The organism is Pseudomonas sp. 25 R 14, assembly GCF_900004755.1.
Taxonomy (GTDB): Bacteria; Pseudomonadota; Gammaproteobacteria; order Pseudomonadales; family Pseudomonadaceae; genus Aquipseudomonas; species Aquipseudomonas brenneri.
On record NZ_CVTS01000033.1, the window covers coordinates 88,837 to 112,470 of the forward strand.

20 protein-coding genes and 2 tRNA genes are annotated in these 23,634 nt (G+C 60.6%); 4 read left to right on the forward strand and 18 right to left on the reverse strand.

Features of this window, described 5'->3' with window-relative positions:
- Window positions 1–87: 87 nt before the first annotated feature.
- The 6 genes from rplI to rnr form a co-directional block, all read right to left on the reverse strand.
- A complete protein-coding gene (gene rplI, locus BFQ03_RS08685; protein WP_003171376.1) occupies window positions 88–534 on the reverse strand; it encodes a 50S ribosomal protein L9 in 447 nt (148 codons plus the stop codon).
- An 18-nt stretch (window positions 535–552) separates the two neighbouring features.
- The gene (locus BFQ03_RS08690) at window positions 553–1,446 is read right to left on the reverse strand and encodes a YybS family protein (RefSeq protein WP_032862038.1); all 894 of its coding nucleotides are present in this window, start codon (window positions 1,444–1,446) and stop codon (window positions 553–555) included.
- Between the two features lie 36 nt (window positions 1,447–1,482).
- Window positions 1,483–1,713, reverse strand: a complete 231-nt coding sequence (gene rpsR, locus BFQ03_RS08695) for a 30S ribosomal protein S18 (protein WP_003171373.1) — start codon at window positions 1,711–1,713, stop codon at window positions 1,483–1,485.
- A gap of 29 nt (window positions 1,714–1,742) precedes the next feature.
- Complete coding sequence (gene rpsF / locus BFQ03_RS08700) at window positions 1,743–2,165, reverse strand: 30S ribosomal protein S6 (protein WP_003217491.1); 423 nt, start codon at window positions 2,163–2,165, stop codon at window positions 1,743–1,745.
- 307 nt (window positions 2,166–2,472) lie between these two features.
- Window positions 2,473–3,228 (reverse strand): 23S rRNA (guanosine(2251)-2'-O)-methyltransferase RlmB, encoded by a 756-nt coding sequence (gene rlmB, locus BFQ03_RS08705; protein ID WP_032862039.1) that lies wholly within the window; start codon window positions 3,226–3,228, stop codon window positions 2,473–2,475.
- Entirely contained in the window at window positions 3,225–5,855 is a 2,631-nt protein-coding gene (rnr, locus tag BFQ03_RS08710; RefSeq protein ID WP_032862040.1) for a ribonuclease R, read from the reverse strand. The genes rlmB and rnr overlap by 4 nt, the downstream gene beginning before the upstream one ends.
- Before the next feature lie 224 nt (window positions 5,856–6,079).
- Here rnr and BFQ03_RS08715 point away from each other — a divergent pair.
- From BFQ03_RS08715 to BFQ03_RS08730, 4 genes are all read left to right on the forward strand, one after another.
- Window positions 6,080–6,166 (forward strand) — tRNA-Leu (locus BFQ03_RS08715).
- A 177-nt stretch (window positions 6,167–6,343) separates the two neighbouring features.
- Window positions 6,344–6,430 (forward strand) — tRNA-Leu (locus tag BFQ03_RS08720).
- A 143-nt stretch (window positions 6,431–6,573) separates the two neighbouring features.
- On the forward strand, window positions 6,574–7,599 hold the full coding sequence (locus tag BFQ03_RS08725) for an extracellular solute-binding protein (protein WP_032862041.1): 1,026 nt from the start codon (window positions 6,574–6,576) through the stop codon (window positions 7,597–7,599).
- A complete protein-coding gene (locus tag BFQ03_RS08730) occupies window positions 7,599–9,164 on the forward strand; it encodes an ABC transporter permease (protein WP_032862042.1) in 1,566 nt (521 codons plus the stop codon). The genes BFQ03_RS08725 and BFQ03_RS08730 overlap by 1 nt, the downstream gene beginning before the upstream one ends.
- Before the next feature lie 90 nt (window positions 9,165–9,254).
- Here BFQ03_RS08730 and BFQ03_RS08735 read toward each other — a convergent pair whose 3' ends face one another.
- From BFQ03_RS08735 to BFQ03_RS08790, 12 genes are all read right to left on the reverse strand, one after another.
- Window positions 9,255–11,189: a methyl-accepting chemotaxis protein gene (locus tag BFQ03_RS08735; protein WP_065942876.1), complete on the reverse strand. Its 1,935-nt coding sequence runs from the start codon at window positions 11,187–11,189 to the stop codon at window positions 9,255–9,257.
- Between the two features lie 139 nt (window positions 11,190–11,328).
- The gene (locus tag BFQ03_RS08740) at window positions 11,329–12,618 is read right to left on the reverse strand and encodes an adenylosuccinate synthase (protein WP_032862045.1); all 1,290 of its coding nucleotides are present in this window, start codon (window positions 12,616–12,618) and stop codon (window positions 11,329–11,331) included.
- Between the two features lie 54 nt (window positions 12,619–12,672).
- A complete protein-coding gene (locus tag BFQ03_RS08745) occupies window positions 12,673–13,860 on the reverse strand; it encodes an ATP phosphoribosyltransferase regulatory subunit (RefSeq protein WP_065942877.1) in 1,188 nt (395 codons plus the stop codon).
- Window positions 13,861–14,156: 296 nt separating this feature from the next.
- Window positions 14,157–15,023 (reverse strand): protease modulator HflC, encoded by an 867-nt coding sequence (gene hflC, locus BFQ03_RS08750; protein WP_017849753.1) that lies wholly within the window; start codon window positions 15,021–15,023, stop codon window positions 14,157–14,159.
- On the reverse strand, window positions 15,023–16,201 hold the full coding sequence (hflK, locus tag BFQ03_RS08755; protein WP_032862048.1) for an FtsH protease activity modulator HflK: 1,179 nt from the start codon (window positions 16,199–16,201) through the stop codon (window positions 15,023–15,025). Before hflK ends, hflC begins: the two co-directional genes overlap by 1 nt.
- 96 nt (window positions 16,202–16,297) lie before the next feature.
- Window positions 16,298–17,599 carry a ribosome rescue GTPase HflX gene (gene hflX / locus BFQ03_RS08760; protein WP_029299582.1) on the reverse strand — a complete coding sequence of 434 codons (1,302 nt, stop codon included), beginning with the start codon at window positions 17,597–17,599 and terminating at the stop codon, window positions 16,298–16,300.
- Window positions 17,600–17,611: 12 nt separating this feature from the next.
- Window positions 17,612–17,872, reverse strand: coding sequence for an RNA chaperone Hfq (hfq, locus tag BFQ03_RS08765; RefSeq protein WP_010221594.1), 261 nt, complete (start codon window positions 17,870–17,872; stop codon window positions 17,612–17,614).
- Between the two features lie 95 nt (window positions 17,873–17,967).
- Window positions 17,968–18,939, reverse strand: coding sequence for a tRNA (adenosine(37)-N6)-dimethylallyltransferase MiaA (gene miaA / locus BFQ03_RS08770; protein WP_065942878.1), 972 nt, complete (start codon window positions 18,937–18,939; stop codon window positions 17,968–17,970).
- Entirely contained in the window at window positions 18,939–20,837 is a 1,899-nt protein-coding gene (gene mutL / locus BFQ03_RS08775) for a DNA mismatch repair endonuclease MutL (RefSeq protein WP_175403888.1), read from the reverse strand. The genes miaA and mutL overlap by 1 nt, the downstream gene beginning before the upstream one ends.
- Window positions 20,838–20,851: 14 nt before the next feature.
- Window positions 20,852–22,273, reverse strand: coding sequence for an N-acetylmuramoyl-L-alanine amidase (locus BFQ03_RS08780; RefSeq protein WP_032862336.1), 1,422 nt, complete (start codon window positions 22,271–22,273; stop codon window positions 20,852–20,854).
- 17 nt (window positions 22,274–22,290) lie between these two features.
- The gene (gene tsaE / locus BFQ03_RS08785; protein WP_065942880.1) at window positions 22,291–22,758 is read right to left on the reverse strand and encodes a tRNA (adenosine(37)-N6)-threonylcarbamoyltransferase complex ATPase subunit type 1 TsaE; all 468 of its coding nucleotides are present in this window, start codon (window positions 22,756–22,758) and stop codon (window positions 22,291–22,293) included.
- On the reverse strand, window positions 22,746–23,606 hold the full coding sequence (locus BFQ03_RS08790; RefSeq protein ID WP_065942881.1) for an NAD(P)H-hydrate dehydratase: 861 nt from the start codon (window positions 23,604–23,606) through the stop codon (window positions 22,746–22,748). The genes tsaE and BFQ03_RS08790 overlap by 13 nt, the downstream gene beginning before the upstream one ends.
- Between the last annotated feature and the right edge of the window lie 28 nt (window positions 23,607–23,634).

The window sequence follows — 23,634 nt, forward strand, 5'->3', positions numbered from 1 at the left end:
TGAAAAAACAAAAGGCACGACCTGTAAACAGGATCGTGCCCGATGTTAACTGGCTGACACGCGAGGTGCCAGTCAGTTAGGTGCTTCTTAAGCTGCTACCACGACAACGCGTACGGTGGCTTCAACTTCAGCGTGCAGGTGCACGGCTACGTCGAATTCGCCTACGTTGCGGATGGTGCCGTTCGGCAGACGAACTTCGCTCTTCTGCACTTCAACGCCGGAGGCGGTCAGTGCGTCAGCGATGTCGTGAGTACCGATCGAACCGAACAGCTTGCCTTCGTCGCCAGCGGTGGCAGTGATAGTCACTTCCAGCTCGGCCAGTTGGGCAGCACGGGTTTCAGCCGAAGCTTTCTTGTCTGCTGCAGCTTTTTCCAGCTCAGCGCGACGCTCTTCAAACGCGGCCAGGTTGGCAGCGGTTGCAGCGGTGGCTTTGCCGTATGGCAGCAGGTAGTTACGACCGTAGCCGGCCTTAACGTTTACTTTGTCGCCCAGGTTGCCCAGGTTGGCGACTTTTTCCAGAAGGATCAGTTGCATGTGAAAATCCTCTAACTTTTAACCTTCACCGTTCGCGTTATCGGCGTCTTTCGGCGCCAGACGACCGCGAAAATCAATCAGGCCGTCGACAATGGCCAAGACCACGAGTAACGGATAGATCAGCTGCATAAACAGCAACAGCGTCACGTACAACCCCACCAGCCAGAACTTGGCCAGGCGCTTCTGCGCCACCAGCCCGTGTATCAGGGCCAGCCCGGCAATCACCAGCGGTACGCTGCACAACGGCGTCAACATGGCCATTTGCGGGCCGAAGTTCGGCCCTACAAGCATGCACGCCAGCAGCAACATCGCTGGGCCTGCGGGGATTCTGATACTGCGAAACTCGCGACCAAAACCACCCGGGTTATACAACAACGCCTGCCAGTAGCGCCCAAGAATCAGGCTCAGCACACTGACGATCTGCAACAGTGCCGCTATCAGGCCGGTCAGGACCGGGGCAATCAGTGTGGCCATGCGCGCTCGCTCATCTACCGACAATTGCTGGTAGAGATCCCCGAGGGCCAGTGGCAGGATTTTTACCAAATCCTGCGACAGCGCCTCGATTTGCGGGCGGAAAGCCGCGCCAAGCACCACTGAATACACCACTCCCAATGCCACGCTGACCAGCAGCGTACGGACCCAGGACTCACTTGCGCGCAGAACCAACGCAAGGCTCGACGACCCCAGCAGTACCAGAAGTACCCGTGGATCGTCGAATTGCAGCCACCAGATCAAGGCCGGCAGCAACCCCAGGGCAAGGACGCCCAAGGCGTCCTTCAAACCGCGCCGCAGCAGCACAAGGCTTCCTGCGGCAGCACCCAACCAATACAACAACGGCAACGCTGCACATCCAGCCACTACCAGAGTGGCCTGCACACGACCGCGCATGATGAACTCAGCTAAGGCGCGCATGCATTCAATCCCTTACTACTTGTCGACTGCCCGGTCTCAGCGGCCGTGGCTGTCGGTGTAGGCCAGCAGGGCCAGGAAGCGGGCGCGCTTGATAGCGGTGGCCAGCTGACGCTGATAACGAGCTTTGGTACCGGTGATACGGCTTGGAACAATTTTGCCGGTCTCGGATACGTAGGCTTTCAGAGTGTTGAGATCTTTGTAGTCGATCTCCTTCACTTCTTCAGCGGTGAAGCGGCAAAACTTACGACGACGGAAGAAACGTGCCATTTGATAGGCTCCTTAATAAGGTCCGTGGATTACTCGTCAGCGTTATCGCTGTTGTCGCTGTCATCACTATCAGCGCTTTCAGCGCCTTCGTGCTCAGGACGGTCGCGACGCTCACGGCGCTCACTGCGGTTTTCTTCAGCCTTGAGCATCTCGGATTGGCCGGTAACGGCTTCTTCGCGACGGATGACCAGGTTACGGATCACTGCATCGTTGTAGCGGAAGTTGTCTTCCAGCTCGGCCAGGGCCTTGCCAGTGCACTCAACGTTCAGCATCACGTAGTGAGCCTTGTGAACATTGTTGATTGCGTAGGCCAGTTGACGACGGCCCCAATCTTCCAGACGGTGGATTTTGCCGCCGTCTTCTTCGATCAGCTTGGTGTAACGCTCAACCATGCCGCCGACTTGCTCGCTTTGATCCGGGTGGACCAAAAAGATGATTTCGTAATGACGCATGAATGCTCCTTACGGGTTGTAGCCTGCCGCTCAAAAACGGTCAGACAAGGAGTGAATGACACTTAGGAATCTTGCCACTGGGAGGCACATGCGTGCCCGCCGGGAAGGCAAGGGGCGCAATTGTAGAGAAGGGGGAGAAAGGGCGCAAGGCAATTGGTGATTATTTGAACAATCTTTCAAACACTGCAAAACCAGTGTGGGAGCGGGCTTGCTCGCGAATACGTTAGGCCAGCCAACATTTATGGCGACTGACACTGCGCATTCGCGAGCAAGCCCGCTCCCACATTTGGACCTGCGCCAGACCGGATTACTTCTTGGTCTTGGCCTTGGCGCCACGCTGGCGCTGGGCTTCGAACAGGCAGACGCCCGTTGCGACTGAAACGTTGAGGCTGCTGACGCTACCGGCCATCGGCAAGTGCACCAGGTAGTCGCAATGCTCGCGGGTCAGGCGACGCATGCCCTTGCCTTCGGCGCCCATGATCAGGATGGTCGGGCCAGTGAGGTCCTGGTCATAAATGCTGACCTCAGCCTCCCCCGCCGTGCCCACGACCCACAAACCGCGCTGCTGGAGTTTTTCCAGGGTGCGCGCCAGGTTGGTCACGGCCACCAGCGGAATTACTTCCGCCGCGCCGCAGGCAACTTTACGTACAACCGGCGTCAAGGTAGCAGACTTGTCTTTAGGCACGATCACCGCCAACGCGCCGGCAGCATCTGCCGAACGCAGGCAGGCGCCGAGGTTGTGTGGGTCGGTCACGCCGTCCAGCACCAGCAACAGCGGCGCGCCTTCGGTACGGTCGAGCAGCTCGTCGAGCATCGCCTCGCCCCAGACCTGGCTCGGACTCACGTCCGCAACCACACCCTGGTGCACGCCTTCGACCCAGACGTCCATTTCACGACGCTCGGCCTGGCCGATGGCAACCTTGTTTTGGTTGGCCAGTTCGACCAGCGCTTGCACGCGCGGCTCACTGCGACCTTCCGCCAGCCATACCTGCTTGACGCGCTTAGGGTGGTGACGCAGCAACGCTTCTACGGCGTGCACGCCGTAGATTTTTTCCAGACTCATGACTTGGCCTTAGGTTTGCGCGACCCGCCGCTTTTCGCGGGGGCCGAACCCGCTTTAGGCGGGCCTTTACGGTGTTTACTCGGTTTGCTCGACGGCTTGTCGGCGCCCTGGGACTTTCCCCCAGACGCCGCTTTACCACCGCTTTTGGCTTCGTTGAGCAACTGTTGCTTCAACTCACGGCTTTTGCGCAGCTCGGCGTTTTTCGCCGCGGCATCGCTAGGACGGTAGGCGTCGCTGGCTTTTTCCTTGGTCGAAGAGCGACGAGCAGGCTTGGCAGCTGCTGGCTCGGCGGCGGCAGCCTTTGCAGGCGCGCCTTTTTTTGCCGGAGCGGTGGTTTCAGCGCCGCGCTTTTTGCGACCAATCGGCGCCTCGATGGTTTTTTCGGCCATCTCGAAGTCGATCTTGCGCTCATCGAGATCGACGCGCATGACCCGTACTTCCACGGTATCGCCCAAACGGAAGCTACGACCAGTGCGCTCGCCCGCCAGGCGGTGATGCACAGGGTCGAAGTGGTAGTAGTCACCCGGCAAGGCAGTGACGTGCACCAGGCCTTCGACGTAGATATCGGTCAGCTCGACGAACAGGCCAAAACCGGTCACGGCGGTGATCACGCCCGGGAACGACTCGCCCACGCGATCCTTCATGAACTCGCACTTGAGCCAGTTCACCACGTCACGGGTGGCTTCGTCGGCACGGCGTTCGCTCATGGAGCACTGCTCGCCCAACTGTTCCAGGGCCGCTTCGTCGTACGGATAGATCCGCGCCTTCGGAATGGTCATGGCACCGGCGCGCTTGACGTGCGGGGTGTTTTGCTTGGAGTGGATCACGCTGCGGATTGCGCGGTGCGTGAGCAGGTCCGGGTAACGGCGAATCGGCGAGGTGAAGTGGGTGTACGCCTCGTAATTCAGGCCGAAGTGGCCCTGGTTATCGGCGCTGTACACCGCCTGGCTCAAGGAGCGCAGCATCACGGTCTGGATCAGGTGGAAATCCGGACGGTCCTTGATGCTGGCCAACAGAGCCTGGTAGTCCTTCGGCGACGGACCGTCCTTGCCTTTGTGCAGGGACAGGCCGAGCTCACCGAGGAAGGCGCGCAGTTTTTCCAGACGCTCCGGCGGCGGGCCATCGTGGACCCGATACAGCGCAGGAATCTCGTGCTTTTTCAGGAACTCGGCGGTGGCCACGTTGGCCGCCAGCATGCATTCCTCGATCAGCTTGTGCGCGTCATTACGGGTAGTCGGCGTGATCTCGGCGATTTTGCGCTCGGAACCGAAGATGATCCGGGTTTCCTGGGTTTCAAAATCGATCGCGCCACGCACATGACGTGCGCCCAACAGCACCTTGTACAGCGAGTAGAGCTGCTTGAGGTGCGGAACTACGTCTGCATACTGGGTGCGCAAAGCCTTGGCTTCGCTGGTTTTCGGCGTTTCCAGGATGGTGCTGACCTTGTTGTAGGTCAGGCGCGCCTGGGAGTGGATCACCGCTTCGTAGAACTGGTAATCGGTCATTTCACCGGTTTTCGAGATAGTCATCTCGCACACCATGGCCAAACGGTCGACTTTCGGGTTCAGGGAGCACAGGCCGTTGGACAGCTGCTCAGGCAGCATCGGGATCACGCGCTCAGGGAAGTACACGGAGTTGCCGCGCACCTGGGCTTCGTTATCCAGGGCCGAACCGATCTTCACGTAGCTGGATACGTCGGCAATCGCGACGAACAACTTCCAGCCGCCGGAGAACAGGCGCAGCTTGCCAGGCTTGGCTTCGCAGTAGACCGCATCGTCGAAGTCGCGGGCATCTTCGCCGTCAATGGTGACGAACGGCAGATGGCGCAGGTCGATGCGTTTTTCTTTGTCTTTTTCTTCGACTTCCGGCTTGAGTTTGGCGGCTTCTTTAAGCACGGCCTCAGGCCAGACGTGGGGGATATCGTAGGTGCGCAGCGCAACGTCGATTTCCATGCCCGGCGCCATGTAGTTGCCGACCACTTCGACGATATCGCCCTGCGGCTGGAAGCGCGGGGTTGGCCAGTGGGTGATTTTCACCTCGACGAACTGACCGACCTTGGCGGCGCCATTACGGCCCGGGGTTACCAGCACTTCCTGCTGGACCTTCGGGTTGTCCGGAATCACAAAGCCGATGCCGCCTTCTTCGAAGTAACGACCGACGATGGACTCGTGGGCACGGGACACCACTTCGACGATCACGCCTTCACGGCGACCGCGACGGTCCAGGCCCGACACGCGCGCCAGGGCACGGTCGCCATCGAACACCAGGCGCATTTGCGCCGGGCTCATGAACAGGTCATCGCTGCCATCGTCAGGGATCAGGAAGCCGAAACCATCACGGTGACCGGCAATGCGGCCAAGGATCAGGTCGAGCTTGTCCACCGGCGCGTAAGTACCGCGACGGGTGTAGATCAACTGTGCATCGCGCTCCATGGCGCGCAGGCGGCGGCGCAGTGCTTCGAGTTGGTCTTCGGTGGTCAGACCGAATTCTTCAACCAGCTGCTCGCGGCTAGCAGGCGAACCCCGATCGGCGAGGTGCGCCAGGATCAGTTCACGGCTAGGAATAGGGTTTTCATATTTTTCCGCTTCACGAGCGGCCTCGGGATCGAGGGACTGCCAATCGGCCATTAGAGAGTTTTCACCTTGTCTATATGCGGGTTAGTTTGGCATACGCGTATTGAAACGGGAAATTTCCAGCAATAACTAGCCGGGAAATGCGTTTTATAGCCCCGGGAAACCACCTTGCGCGACCGCCTGCGAATTTTTCCAGGCTTTTTTGATGACGGGGGTTTACAGCTCAAAAGGCACTCCGTATAGTGCGCGCCATCGACGACGGCAACGTTGAAGATACTGCCCAGATGGTGAAATTGGTAGACACGCCAGCTTCAGGTGCTGGTGGCCGCAAGGCCGTGGAAGTTCGAGTCTTCTTCTGGGCACCAATTCAAAACTCAAGGTCATCCTTGAGTTTCACAAAAACCCGCGAAAGCGGGTTTTTGCGTTACAGGCCTTTGATTTTTAACTGAAAAGTTGATTTATAAAATCAAATCAGGGGTTTACAGATCAAAAAGCCCTCCGTATAGTTCGTCCCATCAACAGCGGCAACGTTGCTTGATAATGCCCAGGTGGTGAAATTGGTAGACACGCCAGCTTCAGGTGCTGGTGATCGCAAGGTCGTGGAAGTTCGAGTCTTCTCCTGGGCACCAAATTCAGATCAAACCCGCGAAAGCGGGTTTTTTCGTTTCCGGGGTTTAAAACCCCCGCCAGCCATTCCAGCCCTACCAGACTTGAGAAGGTTTATCGTTTATCCTTGTAAGAATTTGTTGCATACAAGTGAGGAACACCCCGGATGATGATCCGCGATACCCGTCTCAAGACATCCCTTCTGCGTGGCCTGACCATCACTCTGCTCGGCCTGAGCCTGCTCTCGCCCACCGCCTATTCCGCCGACAAGGTTGAACTGACCCTGTACAACGGCCAGCACAAGGAGGTCGGCGATGAACTCGCCAAGGCCTTCGAAGCCAAGACCGGCATTCACATCAATGTGCGCAAGGGCAGCAGCAATCAGCTGGCCAGCCAGGTCGTCGAAGAAGGCGAACGCTCCCCCGCCGATGTGATCTACACCGAAGAATCGCCACCACTGAACAAGCTCGGCGAACAAGGCCTGCTCGCGACCATCGATGCCAGCACGCTTGATGTCCTGCCCAAGGAATACGTAGCCGCCGACGGCGCCTGGATGGGCGTAACCGCACGTACCCGCGTCGTGGCCTTCAACCCGAAACTGATCAAGGAAGAAGAGCTGCCCAAGTCGGTACTGGATTTTGCCGGGCCAGAGTGGCAAGGCAAGGTTGGCTTCGTTCCCACCAGCGGTGCCTTCCAGGAACAAGCCGTCGCCATCCTCAAGATGCACGGGCGCGACGCCGCCGAAGAATGGCTGACCGGCCTGCGCGCGTTCGGCAAGGTCTACAGCAACAATATGGTTGCGCTAAAAGCCGTGGAAAATGGCGAAGTAGCCACAGTGCTGGTGAACAACTACTACTGGTTTGCCCTGAAAAAGGAAAAGACCAACCTGGATTCGCAACTGCACTACTTCACCGATGGCGATGCTGGCGGTCTGATTACCGTATCCGCAGCGGCAGCACTGAAGTCCAGCAAACATCCCAAGGAAGCCCAGCAGTTGCTGGCGTTCATGGCCAGCGAAGAAGGCCAGCGCGTGATTACCAACACGTCCGCCGAATACCCGTTGCGCAAAGGCATGGAATCCAATCGCGGCCTCAAGCCTTTCAGCGAACTGCAACCACCGAAAATCACCCCTGCCGACCTGGGCAATGCCGAAGAAGCCCTGGAGCTGGAACGTGAGGTTGGCCTGAACTGATGAACCCGCCGCTACCAACCCCCGCCTTGCGCGGGGGTTTTAGTCCAAGGCGCAAGCGCCCGTCAATCTGGTTGCTGTTGCCGGTTTTGCTATTGGTGGGCCTGAGCCTGTTGCCATTGGTGTATGTCGGCCTCAAGGCCTGGCAAGCCGGGTGGGCCGAGGCAGTGCATCTGCTGTGGCGACCGTATGTGTTCGGATTGCTGCGCAACACTTTGGCACTGATGATCGGCGTAACCGTGGCCTGCGCCGTGATCGGCCTGTCCCTGGCCTGGCTGCTGGAACGCAGCAATCTGCCGGGACGGCGGATCTGGGGGGTCATTCTGTGCCTGCCGTTTGCCGTACCGGCATTTGTCAGCAGCTTCACCTGGGTGTCATTGAGCGCCCAGTTCGAAGGCCTTGGCGGGGCGATCCTGGTGATGACCCTGTCCAAGTACCCACTGGTGTTCCTGCCGGTGGCGGCCACCCTGCGCAACCTGGATCCGTCCCTGGAAGAGTCGGCGCGCACCCTGGGCCTGAATCGCTGGAGCGTGTTCTTTCGCATTACCCTGCCGCTGCTATGGCCATCGCTGCTGGCTGGCGCCCTGTTGATTGCCTTGCATATGCTGGTGGAGTTCGGCGCCCTGTCGATCATCGGCCTGCAAACCTTCACAACGGCGATCTACCAGCAGTTCGAGCTGGAGTTCAGCAATGCCAATGCGGCGATGCTGTCTGCGGTGTTGCTGATGATGTGCCTGACTCTGCTCTGGCTGGAATTGCGCGTGCGCGGCAAGGGCCGCCATGTGCGCACCGGGCAAGGCGCGGCGCGGCATGCCGAGCAGGTTCGACTGGGTAAATGGGCACCACTGGGTCAGCTTTATTGCTTGATGCTGGCGATCATTGGCAGCGGCATTCCACTGGGGATGCTCGGTTACTGGCTGGCCGTGGGGTCTTCGGCCGCCTTCCCGGTTGCGCAAATCAGTGAGGCGTTGCTGTCCTCCCTGGCCTTGTCCCTGGGCGGCGCCGCACTCTGCCTGGCGCTGGCAGTGCCAGTCGGCTTGCTGGTGGTGCGCTACAAGGGCCAACTGGCGCTCTGGGCTGAACGTCTGCCCTACCTGCTGCACGCCCTGCCCGGCCTGGTGATTGCCTTGACCCTGGTGTATTTCGCCCTGCATTACGTGCCGGCGCTGTATCAGACCTCGGCACTGCTGTTGATCGCGTATGCATTGCTGTTCTTGCCGCTGGCCCAGGCGCCGATCCGCACCGCGCTGAACAAGGCGGCGCCACAACTGGAGGAAGCTGCGCGGACATTGGGGGCGTCTTCGTTCAGCGCGTTCTGCCGGGTGACCCTGCCGATTATCTTTCCCGCATTGGGGGCGGCGTTTGCGCTGGTGTTCCTGGATGCGATGAAGGAGTTGACGGCAACACTGCTGCTGAGCCCGACCGGGCTGAACACCTTGGCCACTGCCGTATGGGCGCATACCTCGAATGTGGAGTTTGCGGCGGCGGCGCCTTATGCGGCGTTATTGATTGTGGTGTCGGGGTTGCCCGTGTATCTGCTCACGACGCGGATGTATCTGAGCCGCTGAGACCGCAATCGCGGGCAAGCCCGCTCCTACAGGTGTGTGCGATCTCTTGTAGGAGCAGGCTTGCTCGCGATAACACCAGATCAGACAACACTAAGCCCGAAACTGCCCCAGGCTGGCCTTCAACTGCGCCGCCAACCCATCCAGCACCTTGCCACTGGCCGTAGTCTCCACCACCGCCTGCGCCGCACGCTCGGCCTGGGCGTGGATCACCTCGACCCGACCACGCACCGCATGCGCGCCCTGGGCCTGATGCTCGGCAGCCCGAGTCGCCAGGCCAATCGCCGCATGCACCTGCTCCACCGAGGCCTGCACCGTTTGCTGCAGACGCACGCTGTCACGCAGCACCAACAAACCTTCGCTAGCCTGGCGCCCGGCCTTGCCGATGGTTTCCACCGCCTCACGCGCGCCCTGCTGCAACGCCACGATATGCGCCTGGATGTCGCCAGTGGAGCTTTGGGTTTTACTGGCCAGCGCCCGCACTTCGTCCGCCACCACCGCAAAACCACGCCCGGTCTCGCCGGCACGTGCCGCTTCGATGGCCGCATTCAACGCCAGCAGGTTGGTCTGCTCGGCAATGCCGTGGATCACCGTCAGCACCACTTCAATCTGCTCACTTTGCTGGGCCAGACGCTCAATCACCTTGGAGCCGGCCTGCACCTGGCCTGCCAATGCCTCGATCAGACTGCCGACCTCGGCCGAGGTGCGGGAATTTTCATCGGTGGCCTGGCGGATATCCACCACCTGCTGCAACGCGGCCTGCATGGCATGACTTTCGGCCTGAGCCTCATCGGCCATTTGCGACAGGGCCCGCAGGCTTTCGGCCACTTCATCGCGCTGCAACCCCGCCGCCGCATCGGCACCGGCATTGCGCAGGGTCATCGCGCCGATTTCCACCCCGGTTCGCTGGGCCACATCGCCCGCCTCACGCACAATCGGCTGCAACTTATCCACAAAGCGATTGACCGCCGAGGCCATGGCGCCGATTTCATCCTGGCTGTTGATCTGCACGCGCTTGGTCAGGTCGCCCTCACCCGCCGCCAGATCATCCATGGCCGCAATCAGCAGTTTCAAGCGGTTGACCACACGCCGCCCAAGCACCACGGCAATCAGCAACAACACGCCCAGGCCAACCACCGCCAGGCCCAGGCCGATGCGCCAGCGCAGGGCTTGCGCAGCCTCTTGTACGGCGCTGGAGGTATTGGCGGTCATTTCGGTGGCCGTGACCTGTGCTGACTGCAAACGAGCCCCCATGGCCGCCGCACTGTCAGCCGCAGCGCCCTTGAGGCTGTCCCCGACCAATTGACCGCCACTGGCGATCAACGCGGCAAAGCGCTGGTCCAGCGCCGTCAGGTCAGCCTCCACCGCCGCGGTCGAAACGCCCATGAGGACCTTGCCGATCTCTACGCCATTGGGGCTGATGGACGCCTCAACGTAGTACACCGAAGGGTCGTTTTTCGCGGCGCTCAACACTTTGTCCAGCGCACGTTCGCCCTCACCCTTTTCCAACAGCGCCTTGTTGATCGGATTTTCCCGATTCAAATAGCGGGTCAGGTGCTGGCCGGCGGCATCGTCATACACCACAAACAGCACATTAGGATTGCGCTGGGCGCGCCGGGCGAATTCCGACAGCGCCGGAACATCACTGTCCCACATCGCACGCGGGGCAACCGAGGCCAGCAACTGCGCCATGTCGTTGGCGGAGTCCTTCAGGTCCTTTTCCAGGGTCGTACGCAGTTGCTGCTGCTCTTGCTTCAACCGCGCAGAAAGCCCGGCAGTCAGGCGATCACTGGTGCTGGTCGACAGGCTGTCCAGGCTGGAGGTCACTTCCTTGCCCGCCTGGGTCAATTCGCCCGACAGTTTCTGGCTGTCCACACCCAGGCGCTTGCCCAAATCGGCTTCCAGGGCCGTGCCGGTGCTCCGGGTCAGGGCGACCGCCACCAGCACTTGCACCAAAAGAGCGATACCAAGGGTAACGAACACCGGCCGCAATAGACGGCTTTGTAACAATGAGAGAACGGCAGACATCGGGAATCCCTCCACCACGGGTGCCATTAAATTGATGGCACCGCGAAAGAGAGAAACATAGCAAGGGTCGTGCCGTGCCCGAGACAGAAACGACAAAGGGCCCCCGAAGGGGCCCTTTGCTTTTTACATCAACAGCTTATTAAGCGAACGGGTGACGCAGAACGATGGTCTCGTTGCGGTCCGGGCCTGTCGAAATAATGTCGATTGGCGCGCCGATCAGCTCTTCCACGCGCTTGATGTAAGCACGGGCGTTGGCTGGCAGCTCTTCCAGGGTCTTGGCACCCACGGTCGATTCGGTCCAGCCAGGCACTTCTTCGTAAACCGGCTGCAGGCCGACGTAGCTGTCAGCATCAGTCGGGGCGACATCATTGCCATTTGCATCTTTGTAGCCGACGCAGATGTTGATGGTTTCGAGGCCATCGAGTACGTCCAGCTTGGTCAGGCAGATGCCCGAGATGCTGTTCACATCGATAGCGCGACGCAGGATAACGGCGTCGAACCAGCCACAACGACGAGCACGGCCGGTAGTCGCGCCGAACTCGTGACCTTGTTTGGCCAGGTGCGCACCAACTTCGTCGAACAGTTCAGTCGGGAACGGACCCGAACCAACGCGAGTGGTGTAGGCCTTGGTGATGCCCAGGATGTAGTCCAGGAACATCGGGCCAACACCCGAACCGGTCGCCACGCCACCAGCGGTGGTGTTGGAGCTGGTCACGTACGGGTAGGTGCCGTGGTCGATGTCCAGCAACGAACCCTGGGCGCCTTCGAACATGATGTCTTTGCCAGCGCGACGCAGGTCGTGCAGCTCGGCAGTCACGTCCAGCATCAGCGGCTTGAGCAGTTCAGCGTACTCTTTGCACTCAGCCAGGGTCTTGTCGAACTCAATGGCAGGCTCTTTGTAGTAACCGACCAGCATGAAGTTGTGGTAATCCACCAGTTCACGCAGCTTGTCTTCAAAGCGCGGCATGTTGAGCAGGTCGCCCACACGCAGGCCACGACGTGCAACCTTGTCTTCGTAGGCCGGGCCGATGCCGCGACCGGTAGTACCGATCTTCAGCTCACCACGGGCCTTTTCACGGGCCTGGTCCAGCGCCACGTGGAAGGACAGGATCAGCGGGCAGGATGGGCTGATACGCAGGCGCTCGCGCACCGGTACGCCTTTCTCTTCCAGCTTGATGATCTCGCGCAGCAGGGCGTCAGGTGCAACCACCACGCCGTTGCCGATCAGGCACTGCACGCCTTCGCGCAGGACGCCCGACGGAATCAGGTGCAAGACGGTTTTTTCGCCATCGATGACCAGGGTGTGGCCTGCGTTGTGGCCACCTTGGTAGCGCACTACGGCGGCAGCATGTTCGGTCAGCAGATCAACGATCTTGCCTTTGCCCTCATCACCCCATTGGGTGCCCAGGACTACGACATTCTTACCCATAACACTTGTCCTCATTCGCGCAAACTTGGTGCCGGCGTTGGCCGGCAGGAAAACTCAAGAAGCCAGTGGCGATACTTGCCAAAGCCCGTTCTGCTGAATCAATTGCCGGTCGCAGTCCGCTTCACGGGCGGCGGCCAATGGCTGCCCAGGCAAGGCCTGGACGACACGCTGACCCTCGCTGCGCAACTGGCAGACCTGCTGCCAGAGTGCCGCGTCCGTACTGTCTGGCATCCAGATACCGCCAGACGGTAACTCGACTTCAGCACGCCCCAGGGTCACCAGGGTTTTCAAATCGGTAGAAAAACCAGTCGCCGGACGGGCACGACCGAAGTCGGCGCCAATATCGTCATAACGACCGCCCTGGGCGATGGCTTGGCCAACACCCGGCACAAACACCGCGAACACCACACCGGTGTGGTAGTGGTAGCCGCGCAACTCACCCAGGTCAAAATACAGCGGCAACTGCGGGAAGCGCGCCGACAGCTGCTCGGCAATCGCCAGCACGTCGTCCAGCGCCGCCAATACAGGCGCTGGCGCTTTGGCCAGGCGATCACGGGCGGCGGCCAGTACTTCGCGACCACCACACAGATCCACCAGCGCACGCAGCATGTCAGCCAGATCGGCAGGCACACCTTCGGTCAGGGCGATCACTTCATCGATGGCCTTGCGTTGCAGGGCATCGAACAACTGTTGTTCCACTTCACCGGACAAACCAGCCGCACGGGCCAGACCACGGTAGATACCGACATGTCCCAGGTCCATGTGCACATCCGGCACATCGGCCAATTGCAGCATCGCCAGCATCAGGCTGATGACTTCGACGTCGCTGCTCGGGCTCGCATCGCCGTACAACTCGGCACCCAGCTGGATCGGGCTACGGGACGACGACAAGGCGCGCGGCTGGGCATGCAGCACGCTGCCGGCGTAGCACAGGCGGCTCGGCCCTTCACGGCGCAGGGTATGCGCATCGATGCGCGCCACTTGCGGCGTGATGTCGGCGCGAAAGCCCATTTGCCGGCCCGACTGCGGATCGATGACCTTGAAGGTGCGCAGATCCAGGTCCTGGCCCGCGCCGGTCAGCAAGGATTCCAGGTACTCGATATGGGGAGTCACGACAAACTCGTAACCCCAGCTCTGGAACAGATCCAACACCTGGCGGCGCGCGATTTCAATACGCGCAGCCTCTGGTGGCAGTACTTCTTCGATGCCATCTGGCAGCAGCCAGCGGTCTACCGTTGCCATTACGCCATTCCCCTATGACCCGGCCAGCCCTTGGGCGAGCCTTGAGTGAAGCAGAAAATACCCGGCCCCTGCATAAACCACGCGCAAGAGCGACGTGACGAATGGCCTGTAAACGGCCTCGTCGGGCACTTTCCTCGAAAAACCTGTCACGCCTGCATCGCACAACAACAATCAAACATGCAGACGCAAAAAAGCCGGGAATTTCCCGGCTGCCGCATCATACACCCGTTTTCCGAAAGGATCACCCCGCCGAGCGTTTTAGCCGCCCGACGGAGTGGAACCAGCCAGTCAGCGGGTTACTTGGACTTTTCCAGGTAGCGGAAGAAATCGCTACTTGGGTCCAGCACCATGACGTCGGTTTTGTTCGCAAAGCTTTCACGGTAGGCGCGCAGGCTACGGTAGAACGCGTAGAACTCCTGGTCCTGGCCATAAGCCTTAGCGTAGATCGATGCGGCTTGAGCATCACCGTCACCGCGAGCCTCTTCAGACTCACGATAGGCTTCTGCCAACAGTACGCGACGCTGACGGTCGGCATCCGCACGGATACCTTCAGCCAGTTCGTTACCCTTGGCGCGGTGCTCACGAGCCTCACGCTCACGCTCGGTGCTCATACGCTCGAACACGCTGCGGTTCACTTCCTTGGGCAGGTCAATGGCCTTGACCCGAACATCGACTACTTCGATGCCCAGCTCTTTTTCCGCCATGGTGTTCAACGAACGCGTGATGTCAGCCATCAGCGCATCACGTTCACCCGATACCACCTCGTGCAGGGTGCGTTTACCAAACTGGTCACGCAGGCCCGATTCCAGACGACGGGACAAACGCTCGTCGGCAATCTGCTTGAGGCCGGAAGTTGCGGTGTAGAAGCGCTCGGCATCCTTGACGCGCCACTTGGCGTAGGCGTCAACCATCACGGCTTTCTTTTCCAGGGTCAGGAAACGCTGTGTCGGTGCATCCAGGGTCATCAGGCGGGCGTCGAACTTGCGCACCTGGTTGACGTAAGGAACCTTCACATGCAGACCTGGCTGGACATCCGCCTGGACCACGCGACCGAATTGCAGCAACACCGCACGCTCGGTCTGAGCCACGATGTAGAAGCAGTTCCAGGCAGCGATGACCACGACGACACCCACAATCAGGGCGGTCAGCGATTTATTGCTCATCAACGACTCTCCCTGGAACGTGTTTGCTGTTGCTGCAAGTCAGCGGCCGCACGGGCGCTCGCTTCGTTGGCAGCGGCAGTCGAACTGGCGGAAGACGAAGTACTGCCGGCACTACGACCACCTTCGATCATCTTGTCCAGCGGCAGGTACAGCAGGTTGTTCTGCCCACCCTTGTTGCCGGTCACGAGAACCTTGCTGGTGTTACTGAAGACTTCCTGCATGGTGTCCAGGTACAGACGCTCACGGGTGACTTCCGGTGCCTTGCGGTACTCGGCCACCAGCTTGGTGAAGCGGTCAGCCTCACCCTTGGCGCGGGACACGACTTCGTCGCGGTAACCGTTGGCATCTTCGATGATGCGCTGGGCCTGACCACGGGCTTCCGGCACGACGCCGTTGGCGTAGGTTTCAGCCTGGTTGCGCGAACGCTGCTCGTCTTCACGGGCACGGATCACGTCATCGAAGGCTTCCTGCACTTCACGCGGTGCCGCTGCGCTCTGTACGTTGACCTGGGTAACGGTGATACCGGTGCGATAGGTATCGAGGAACCGTTGCAGGCGCTCCTTGATCTCGCTGGCCATCAATTCACGACCTTCGGTCAGCACCTGGTCCATCGCAGTGGAGCCCACGACGTGGCGCAGGGCGCTTTCGGTCGCGTGCTGCAAGCTGATTTCCGGCTGGTCGACGTTAAGCACGAAGTCCTGCAGGTTGCTGATCTTGTACTGCACGGTCAGCGGCACTTCGACGATGTTCTCGTCTTCGGTCAGCATCTGGCCCTGCTTGGTGTAGGCACGCTCACGCGTGACGTTCTCCATGTACTTCTTGTCGATCGGCGGGAAGTAGATATTCAGGCCGGGGCCGACAGTCTCGTAGTACTTGCCGAAGCGCAGCACCACGGCTTGCTCCTGCTCGTCAACTACATAGACCGCGCTGTACAGCCAGACAGCCGCCAGCGCCACGAGGCCGAGGCCAAGCAGGCCGTAGCCGCCGCCCTTGCTCGTGCGACCGCCGTCGTCACCACCACGTTTTTTTCCACCACCGAACAACCCATTCAGGCTTTCCTGCAGCTTTCGGAAGGCCTCGTCGAGATCTGGTGGCCCCTTGCGGTCGCCATTATTGCGGCGTTTACCACCCCAAGGATCCTGATTATTCGAGTTGCCACCCGGCTCATTCCAAGCCATAGCGCTCTCCATCTGATAAAGCAAAGACGCACCCACGGCGCGCCGACCAATGCTACAGAATGCCTGCCACAGCGGCACAACCGCTTTCTCAGGCTTTTATTGCAAAGTGTGTTGTTCGAGGAACTCTGTCGGTACAACACCCTCACGGCTCACCAGCCGATTGAGCTCCGAACGAGGCAAACGAACAGCCAGCAGGCTGACACCTTCTTCGTCGTGTTCTTCTTTCTGTACGGCGCCCAACTCAAAAAACTGAGCACGCAGTCGAGCAAAACGCTGCGGCAAGCGCAAGGTGCCGACAAACAAATCGCCGCCCAGCAACTCGGCAATCGCCTGTTCGAGCAGTTCCAGACCGCTACCGTCCCGCGCCGAGAGCCAGACCCGCTGGGGCCTGCCGTTTTCGTCGCGCTGGATTTGCGGCTCTACACCCTCAAGCAAATCGAGTTTGTTATAGACCTCAAGGATCGGCAAGTCCTGGGCACCAATCTCGCCCAGTACCACCATGACCTGTTCGATCTGCAACATCCGGTCAGGCTCGGCCGCATCGATGACGTGCAGCAGCAGGTCGGAGTTGCTCGACTCTTCGAGCGTAGACCGAAACGCCTCGACCAGCTTGTGGGGCAAGTGGCGAATGAAGCCCACGGTGTCGGCCAGCACAATCGGCCCCAGGTCGTCGAGCTCCAGACGGCGCAAGGTCGGGTCGAGGGTGGCGAACAGTTGATCCGCCGCGTACACGTCCGACTTAGTCACGTTGTTGAACAGCGTGGATTTACCGGCGTTGGTATAGCCCACCAGGGACACGGTCGGGATATCCGCACGCGTACGACCACGGCGCGACTGCTCACGCTGGCTGCGTACTTTTTCCAGGCGGCCCTTGATCTGGCGCAGGCGAACCCGCAGCAGGCGCCGGTCGGTTTCGAGCTGGGTTTCACCCGGGCCACGCATGCCGATACCGCCACCCTGACGTTCAAGGTGCGTCCAGCCGCGAACCAGGCGGGTGCTCATGTGGTCAAGCTGGGCCAGTTCGACCTGGAGCTTGCCTTCATGGGTACGAGCGCGCTGGGCGAAAATATCGAGAATCAGACCGGTGCGGTCAATCACGCGACACTCGAAAACACGTTCGAGGTTACGTTCCTGACTGGGCGTGAGGATGTGATTGAAGATCACCAGATCGGCTTCTTCGGCATGAACCAGGTCGCGTAGCTCTTCGACCTTGCCGCTGCCAATCAGAAATTTGGCGGTTGGCCGATGACGCGGCACGTTAAAAAACGCGACGGTCTCGGCGCCGGCCGAATTTGCCAGCTCCTGAAACTCCTGCGGATCTTCGCGCGCCTCAGGGTCCTGTCCATCCAAGTGAACGAGGATCACTCGCTCACCACCACCGTGGCGCTCAAAGAACAAAGGAGACTCCTATCAGGCGTTACCTGGCTCAGCGTCACCCTGTTCGGATTCGGTTGCGCTAGGCAGACGAATTGGACGAACCGGCACTACTGTCGAGATAGCGTGCTTGTAGACCATCTGGCTGACGGTGTTTTTCAGCAGGATAACGAACTGGTCGAAAGACTCGATCGTACCTTGCAGCTTGATGCCGTTGACCAGATAGATGGAAACCCCAACTTTCTCTTTACGTAAAGTATTCAAGTAAGGGTCTTGTAGCGAATGCCCTTTTGACATGTGCCGCACTCCTTTAAGGATCAATAATAAAAAATCGGAAAAATAGATAGTTTGTGACCGTCACACCCCCAAGGATAGACGGCAATTGCAAGGACTCAGCTCAATATGGAGACCGTTCCCAAGTATTTCAAGGCGCGTGACAGATTGTCGCAATCCAGACTGTCCAGCCAATGCAAGTCAGTCCAGCTGCGCAGCCAAGTGAACTGGCGCTTTGCCAATTGGCGCGTGGCAATAATGCCGCGCTCCTGCATTTCGGCTGACGTCAGCTTGCCATCCAGATGATCCCAGACTTGGCGGTAGCCTACAGCACGTATCGAAGGCAATCCCGGATGCAGATCACCTCTTGAACGCAGTGCTACGACCTCGTCCACGAACCCCTGTTCCAACATAATTGTGAATCTTTGTGCAATTCGCTCATGTAGCACCTGCCGATTCGCCGGAGCGATAGCCAGATTTGCGACAGTATAGGGCAATTGTCCCGGTCCAGAGGTGCCTGCATCAGTACTTTGCGCAGATTGTCTGAGGCGGTGGGCTGTCATGGTCTGGCCGCTCACGCGCCAGACTTCCAGGGCCCGGCTCAGGCGCTGGGGGTCGTTGGGGTGAATACGTGCCGCAGACACCGGGTCAATCGCCGCCAATTGCTCGTGCAGGGCCTGCCAGCCAAGGCGTGCAGCCTCTTCTTCAATGTCGGCGCGCACCTGTGGATCGGCCGGTGGCATGTCTGCCAGGCCTTCCTGCAATGCCTTGTAGTAGAGCATCGTGCCGCCCACCAGCAGCGGGATATTGCCCCGCGCAGTGATTTGCGCCATGGCCGCGAGGGCGTCGGTACGAAAATCCGCCGCCGAGTAGCTTTGCGACGGATCGATAATGTCGATCAGACGATGGGGATGGGCGGCCAACAGTTCTTTGGACGGTTTGGCGGTGCCGATGTCCATGTCCCGGTAAACTAGGGCCGAATCGACGCTGATCAACTCGCAGGGCAGGACCTTGGTCAGCTCGATAGCCAGGTCGGTCTTGCCGGCGGCCGTCGGGCCCATCAGGAAGATGGCGGGAGGTAGAGAGCTCATCAGCGGCCGCGCAAGAACAGTTTGTCCAGATCGTCCAGGCCCATTTGGGTCCAGGTCGGTCGGCCGTGGTTGCATTGGCCGCTGCGCTCGGTGTTTTCCATGTCCCGCAGCAGGCCGTTCATTTCCGGCAGGGCCAGGCGCCGGTTGGCGCGGATCGCACCGTGGCAGGCCATGGTGCCAAGCAGTTCGTTGATATGCGCCTGGATCCGGTCACTGGTGCCGTACTCCATCAGGTCCGCCAGCACGTCAGCCACCAGCCGATTGGCTTCGGCCTGCTTGAGCAAAGCCGGGATCTGGCGGATCGCCAGGGTTTCCGGCCCCAGGCGCTGCAATTCAAAGCCCAGCTTCTGGAACACCGCCAGATGCTCTTCAGCACAATCGGCTTCACGCTGACTGACCGCCAGGGACTCCGGCACCAGCAACGGCTGGCCGCTCAGGCCTTCGCTGGCCATGGCGATCTTCAGGCGCTCGTACATGATTCGCTCATGGGCCGCGTGCATGTCCACCAGCACCAGGCCGTGGGCGTTTTCCGCGAGGATATAGATGCCCTTGAGCTGGGCCAGGGCATAACCCAGGGGCGGGATATCACCGCCACCTTCGGGTAAAGCCACTGCGCCCGGCTCGGCACCGGGCAGCGGCGCAAAGAATTCGCGATAGGCCGCCTGGGCCTCGGCCACCGGCACCGCCGATTGCGGGCGCGGGGTGTACTGATATTGATAACCCGCACCCGCGCCAGAACCCGGCGCCGGGTAACTCGGCTGGGCTTGCGGCGATTGCAGCAGGTTGGCCGCCAGGCTCATTTCGCCCTGGGGCCCGAATTCACCGGCCTCTGGCCCCGTCGGGCGGACGACGGCCGTGACAATCGGCGCGCCCAGTTGATCATCCGGGCGCACGTCGCCCAAAGCACGGTGCAAGGTGCCGTAGAGGAAGTCATGAACCATGCGCCCATCACGAAAGCGCACTTCATGCTTGGTCGGGTGCACGTTGACGTCGACTACCGCCGGGTCCACTTCAAAAAACAGCACAAAGGTCGGGTGCCGGCCATTGAACAGCACGTCGCGATACGCCTGGCGTACCGCATGGGCCACCAGTTTGTCGCGTACCGCCCGGCCATTCACAAAGAAATACTGCAAGTCCGCTTGGCTGCGGGAGAACGTCGGCAAGCCGACCCAACCCCACAAATGCAGGCCATTGCGCTCGATTTCAATCGGCAGCGCCTGCTCCAGGAAGCCCGCGCCACAGATCGCCGATACGCGTCGGGCGCGCGCGGCATCGTCGTTGGCCTCGTGCAGGCTGAGGATGGTCTTGCCGTTGTGGCGCAAATGGAAGGCCACGTCGAAACGGGCCAGGGCCAGGCGCTTGATGACTTCTTGCAGGTGATCGAATTCGGTTTTTTCGGCCTTGAGGAACTTGCGGCGCGCCGGAGTATTGAAGAACAGGTCGCGCACTTCCACCGAGGTGCCCACCGGATGAGCCGCCGGCTGGACCCGCGGCGCCATGTCACGGCCTTCGGTCTCTACTTGCCAGGCCTGTTCGGCGCCACGGGTGCGGGACGTCAGGGTCAGGCGCGCCACGGAGCTGATCGACGCCAGGGCCTCACCCCGGAAACCCAGGCTCATCACCCGCTCAAGGTCTTCCAAGTCACGAATCTTGCTGGTGGCATGTCGCGCCAAGGCCAGTGGCAGGTCATCGGAAGAAATCCCGCTGCCGTCGTCGCGCACCCGCAGCAGCTTGACACCGCCCTGCTCGACATCCACGTCAATGCGCTTGGCGCCGGAGTCGAGGCTGTTTTCCAGCAGCTCCTTGATCACCGAAGCCGGGCGCTCAACTACCTCGCCCGCAGCGATCTGGTTGGCCAGTCGCGGGCTGAGCAGTTCGATGCGCGAGGCGCTGTTCAATACCGATTCACTCATTACTGGGCTGCCAATTCAGTGCCGGGGATGGTCAACACCTGGCCGACTTTCAGCTCGTCGGTTTTCAGGCTGTTGGCGCTGCGCAGCGTGGCGGCCGACACCTGGAAGCGTACGGCCAGCATGGCCAGTGTGTCGCCGGGCTGCACCCGGTGGTCACGCGGGCCCTGGGCAATTTTCCCGGAGTCGCGCAGCCAGGCGATATAGGTGCCCGGTGGCGGATTCTGCTGGAAGAACTGACGCACGCCAGAGCTGATGGAGCGCGCCAGGGCCTGCTGGTGGCTGGCACTGGCCAGCTTGTTGGCTTCGTTGGCGTTGGAGATAAAGCCGGTTTCCACCAGGATCGACGGGATATCCGGCGACTTGAGCACCATAAAGCCGGCCTGCTCCACGCGCTGCTTGTGCAACGGCGTGACCCGGCCCATGTTGCTCAGGACTTTCTGCCCGACGTTCAGGCTGGAGGTCAACGAGGCGGTCATCGACAGGTCCAGCAACACACCGGCGAGCATGCGGTCCTTGTCATCCAGGGACACGTTGCCCGCGCCACCGATCAAGTCGGAACGGTTTTCACTGTCAGCCAGCCAGCGGGCGGTCTCGGACGTGGCGCCGCGATCCGACAGGGCAAATACCGAGGCACCAAAGGCGGCCTTCGACGGTGCGGCGTCGGCGTGGATCGAAACGAACAGGTCGGCGCCCTTCTTACGAGCGATTTCGGTACGTCCACGCAATGGAATGAAGTAGTCACCGGTACGGGTCAATTCGGCGCGATAGCCTTTCATCCCGTTGATCTGGCGCTGCAATTCACGGGCGATGGCCAGGACCACGTCCTTTTCATGCTGACCACGGGAGCCAGAGGCACCCGGGTCTTCGCCGCCGTGGCCGGCATCGATCACTACGATAATATCGCGCTTGCCGGCAGGCGCAGGCGGCAGCGGTGGCAACTTGACCTGGGGTTGCGCCGGGTTGACCGGCACCGCAGGGGTCGTGGCGACAGCCGGTGTCGGCGCTGGGGCTGGCGCGGCGTCGGCCGGGTTGTCAAACAGGTCGACCACCAGGCGGTTGCCATACTGGGCGTTCGGCGCAAGGGAAAAGCTCTTGGGCGTGACGACCTTCTTCAGGTCGATGACCACCCGCAGGTCGGTCGGCGTACGCTGGGCCGAGCGCATCGCGGTAATCGGCGTGTTGGCGGTGGAGACCTTCAAGGGCGCCGCCAGGGTCGCACCGTTGATGTCGATCACCAGGCGATCGGGCGCCGTCAGGGTAAAGACACTGTGCTGGACCGGGCCAGACAGGTCGAACACCAGTCGCGTGTTATCCGGCGCTCGCCACAGGCGCACACTTTTTACCTGTGAAGCGGCCAGAGCATTGACAGTCATTGCCGCAAGCAACACCCCCACGACAGCAACCAACGCGCGAAAGCGCATACCTAACCCACCCATTATTAGAATTCCAAAGCCAAAGCGACGCACCAGGACTCACTGCGCGCGCTCTGGGACAACAATTTCAACTGACGTCCATTGTCATGCGGGGTAATGGTAATGGTCAGGTCGGGCTTTGGCAAAAAGCCTGTGCCCTTGTCCGGCCACTCGATCAGGCATAAAGCGTCGCCATCGAAGTAATCGCGGATGCCCATGTACTCCAGCTCCTCCGGATCCACCAGGCGATACAGGTCGAAATGGAACGCCCGCACGTCACCGATCTCGTAAGGTTCTACCAACGTAAACGTCGGACTTTTCACGGCACCGGTATGGCCGAGCCCACGAATAATGCCGCGCGACAGCGTGGTTTTACCGGCCCCCAGGTCGCCGTGCAAAAAGATCAGGCCCGCGCCGCGAGTCACCTCGGCAATACGTTTGCCAAAAGCCACCATGGCCTCTTCATCCGCCATAAACAGTGTTACTTCAGACACGGTGACTGCTCCTCCAACAACTGACGAATGACCGGAATCAGGTCGCTGGCCGCCAGGCCACGACCAAAGCTGCCCTGGCGATCACCCGCCGTGGCGTGCAGCCACACCGCCAGGCTGGCTGCTTCGAACGCCGACATGCCCTGGGCCAGCAACGCGCCGATCAGGCCGGCAAGCACATCGCCCAGACCCGCCGAGGCCATTGCCGGATGCCCCTGATCACAACGCGATACCCGCCCATCCGGGCTGGCGATCAGGCTGCCCGCGCCCTTGAGCACGGTGACCGCATTGAATTTCTGGCTCAGCGCGCGCGCCACCTTAAGCCGGTCGGCCTGAACCTCGGCTGTCGAGATGCCCATCAACCGCGCCGCCTCGCCCGGATGGGGAGTGATCACGCAATCGGCTGGCAGGTCTACATGGCCTGCAGCCAGCAGGTTCAGTGCATCAGCATCCCAGACCTGAGGTTGCCGGGCGTTGGCGGCCACCGACAGCAGGCTTTTGCCCCAGGCCATGTCCCCCAGCCCAGGGCCGATAACGATCACCGAGACTTTTTCCAGCAAGCCCATCAACTGATTGGCTGAGTGCACGCCACGCGCCATGACTTCCGGCAAGCGGGCCAAGGCCGCTGGAATATGTTCACTGCGGGTCGCCAGGGACACCAGGCCAGCACCGCTGCGCTGCGCGCTTTCGGCAGCAAGCAGGGCCGCGCCGCCAAAACCCTGGTCGCCGCCAATCACCAGGACATGGCCGAACTGGCCCTTGTGGGCGTCCGGGGAACGGCCAGCCAGTTGCGGCAAATGGCCAGGCAACAGGGGCTGAACGTCGGTTATTTCGTGTTTTGTCTGCGGCATACGTCTTCAAGCTCCGATGTCTGGCAGA

Coding starts and splice junctions, on each gene's coding strand:
- rpsR (WP_003171373.1), bottom strand. CDS start 1,713: ATGGCACGTTTCTTCCGTCGTCGTAAGTTTTGCCGCTTCACCGCTGAA.
- BFQ03_RS08690 (WP_032862038.1), bottom strand. CDS start 1,446: ATGCGCGCCTTAGCTGAGTTCATCATGCGCGGTCGTGTGCAGGCCACT.
- BFQ03_RS08740 (WP_032862045.1), bottom strand. CDS start 12,618: ATGGGTAAGAATGTCGTAGTCCTGGGCACCCAATGGGGTGATGAGGGC.
- BFQ03_RS08790 (WP_065942881.1), bottom strand. CDS start 23,606: ATGCCGCAGACAAAACACGAAATAACCGACGTTCAGCCCCTGTTGCCT.
- BFQ03_RS08735 (WP_065942876.1), bottom strand. CDS start 11,189: ATGTCTGCCGTTCTCTCATTGTTACAAAGCCGTCTATTGCGGCCGGTG.
- BFQ03_RS08780 (WP_032862336.1), bottom strand. CDS start 22,273: ATGCGCTTTCGCGCGTTGGTTGCTGTCGTGGGGGTGTTGCTTGCGGCA.
- hflC (WP_017849753.1), bottom strand. CDS start 15,023: ATGAGCAATAAATCGCTGACCGCCCTGATTGTGGGTGTCGTCGTGGTC.
- miaA (WP_065942878.1), bottom strand. CDS start 18,939: ATGAGCTCTCTACCTCCCGCCATCTTCCTGATGGGCCCGACGGCCGCC.
- rpsF (WP_003217491.1), bottom strand. CDS start 2,165: ATGCGTCATTACGAAATCATCTTTTTGGTCCACCCGGATCAAAGCGAG.
- rlmB (WP_032862039.1), bottom strand. CDS start 3,228: ATGAGTCTGGAAAAAATCTACGGCGTGCACGCCGTAGAAGCGTTGCTG.
- hflK (WP_032862048.1), bottom strand. CDS start 16,201: ATGGCTTGGAATGAGCCGGGTGGCAACTCGAATAATCAGGATCCTTGG.
- rnr (WP_032862040.1), bottom strand. CDS start 5,855: ATGGCCGATTGGCAGTCCCTCGATCCCGAGGCCGCTCGTGAAGCGGAA.
- BFQ03_RS08745 (WP_065942877.1), bottom strand. CDS start 13,860: ATGGCAACGGTAGACCGCTGGCTGCTGCCAGATGGCATCGAAGAAGTA.
- rplI (WP_003171376.1), bottom strand. CDS start 534: ATGCAACTGATCCTTCTGGAAAAAGTCGCCAACCTGGGCAACCTGGGC.
- hfq (WP_010221594.1), bottom strand. CDS start 17,872: ATGTCAAAAGGGCATTCGCTACAAGACCCTTACTTGAATACTTTACGT.
- BFQ03_RS08730 (WP_032862042.1), top strand. CDS start 7,599: ATGAACCCGCCGCTACCAACCCCCGCCTTGCGCGGGGGTTTTAGTCCA.
- BFQ03_RS08725 (WP_032862041.1), top strand. CDS start 6,574: ATGATGATCCGCGATACCCGTCTCAAGACATCCCTTCTGCGTGGCCTG.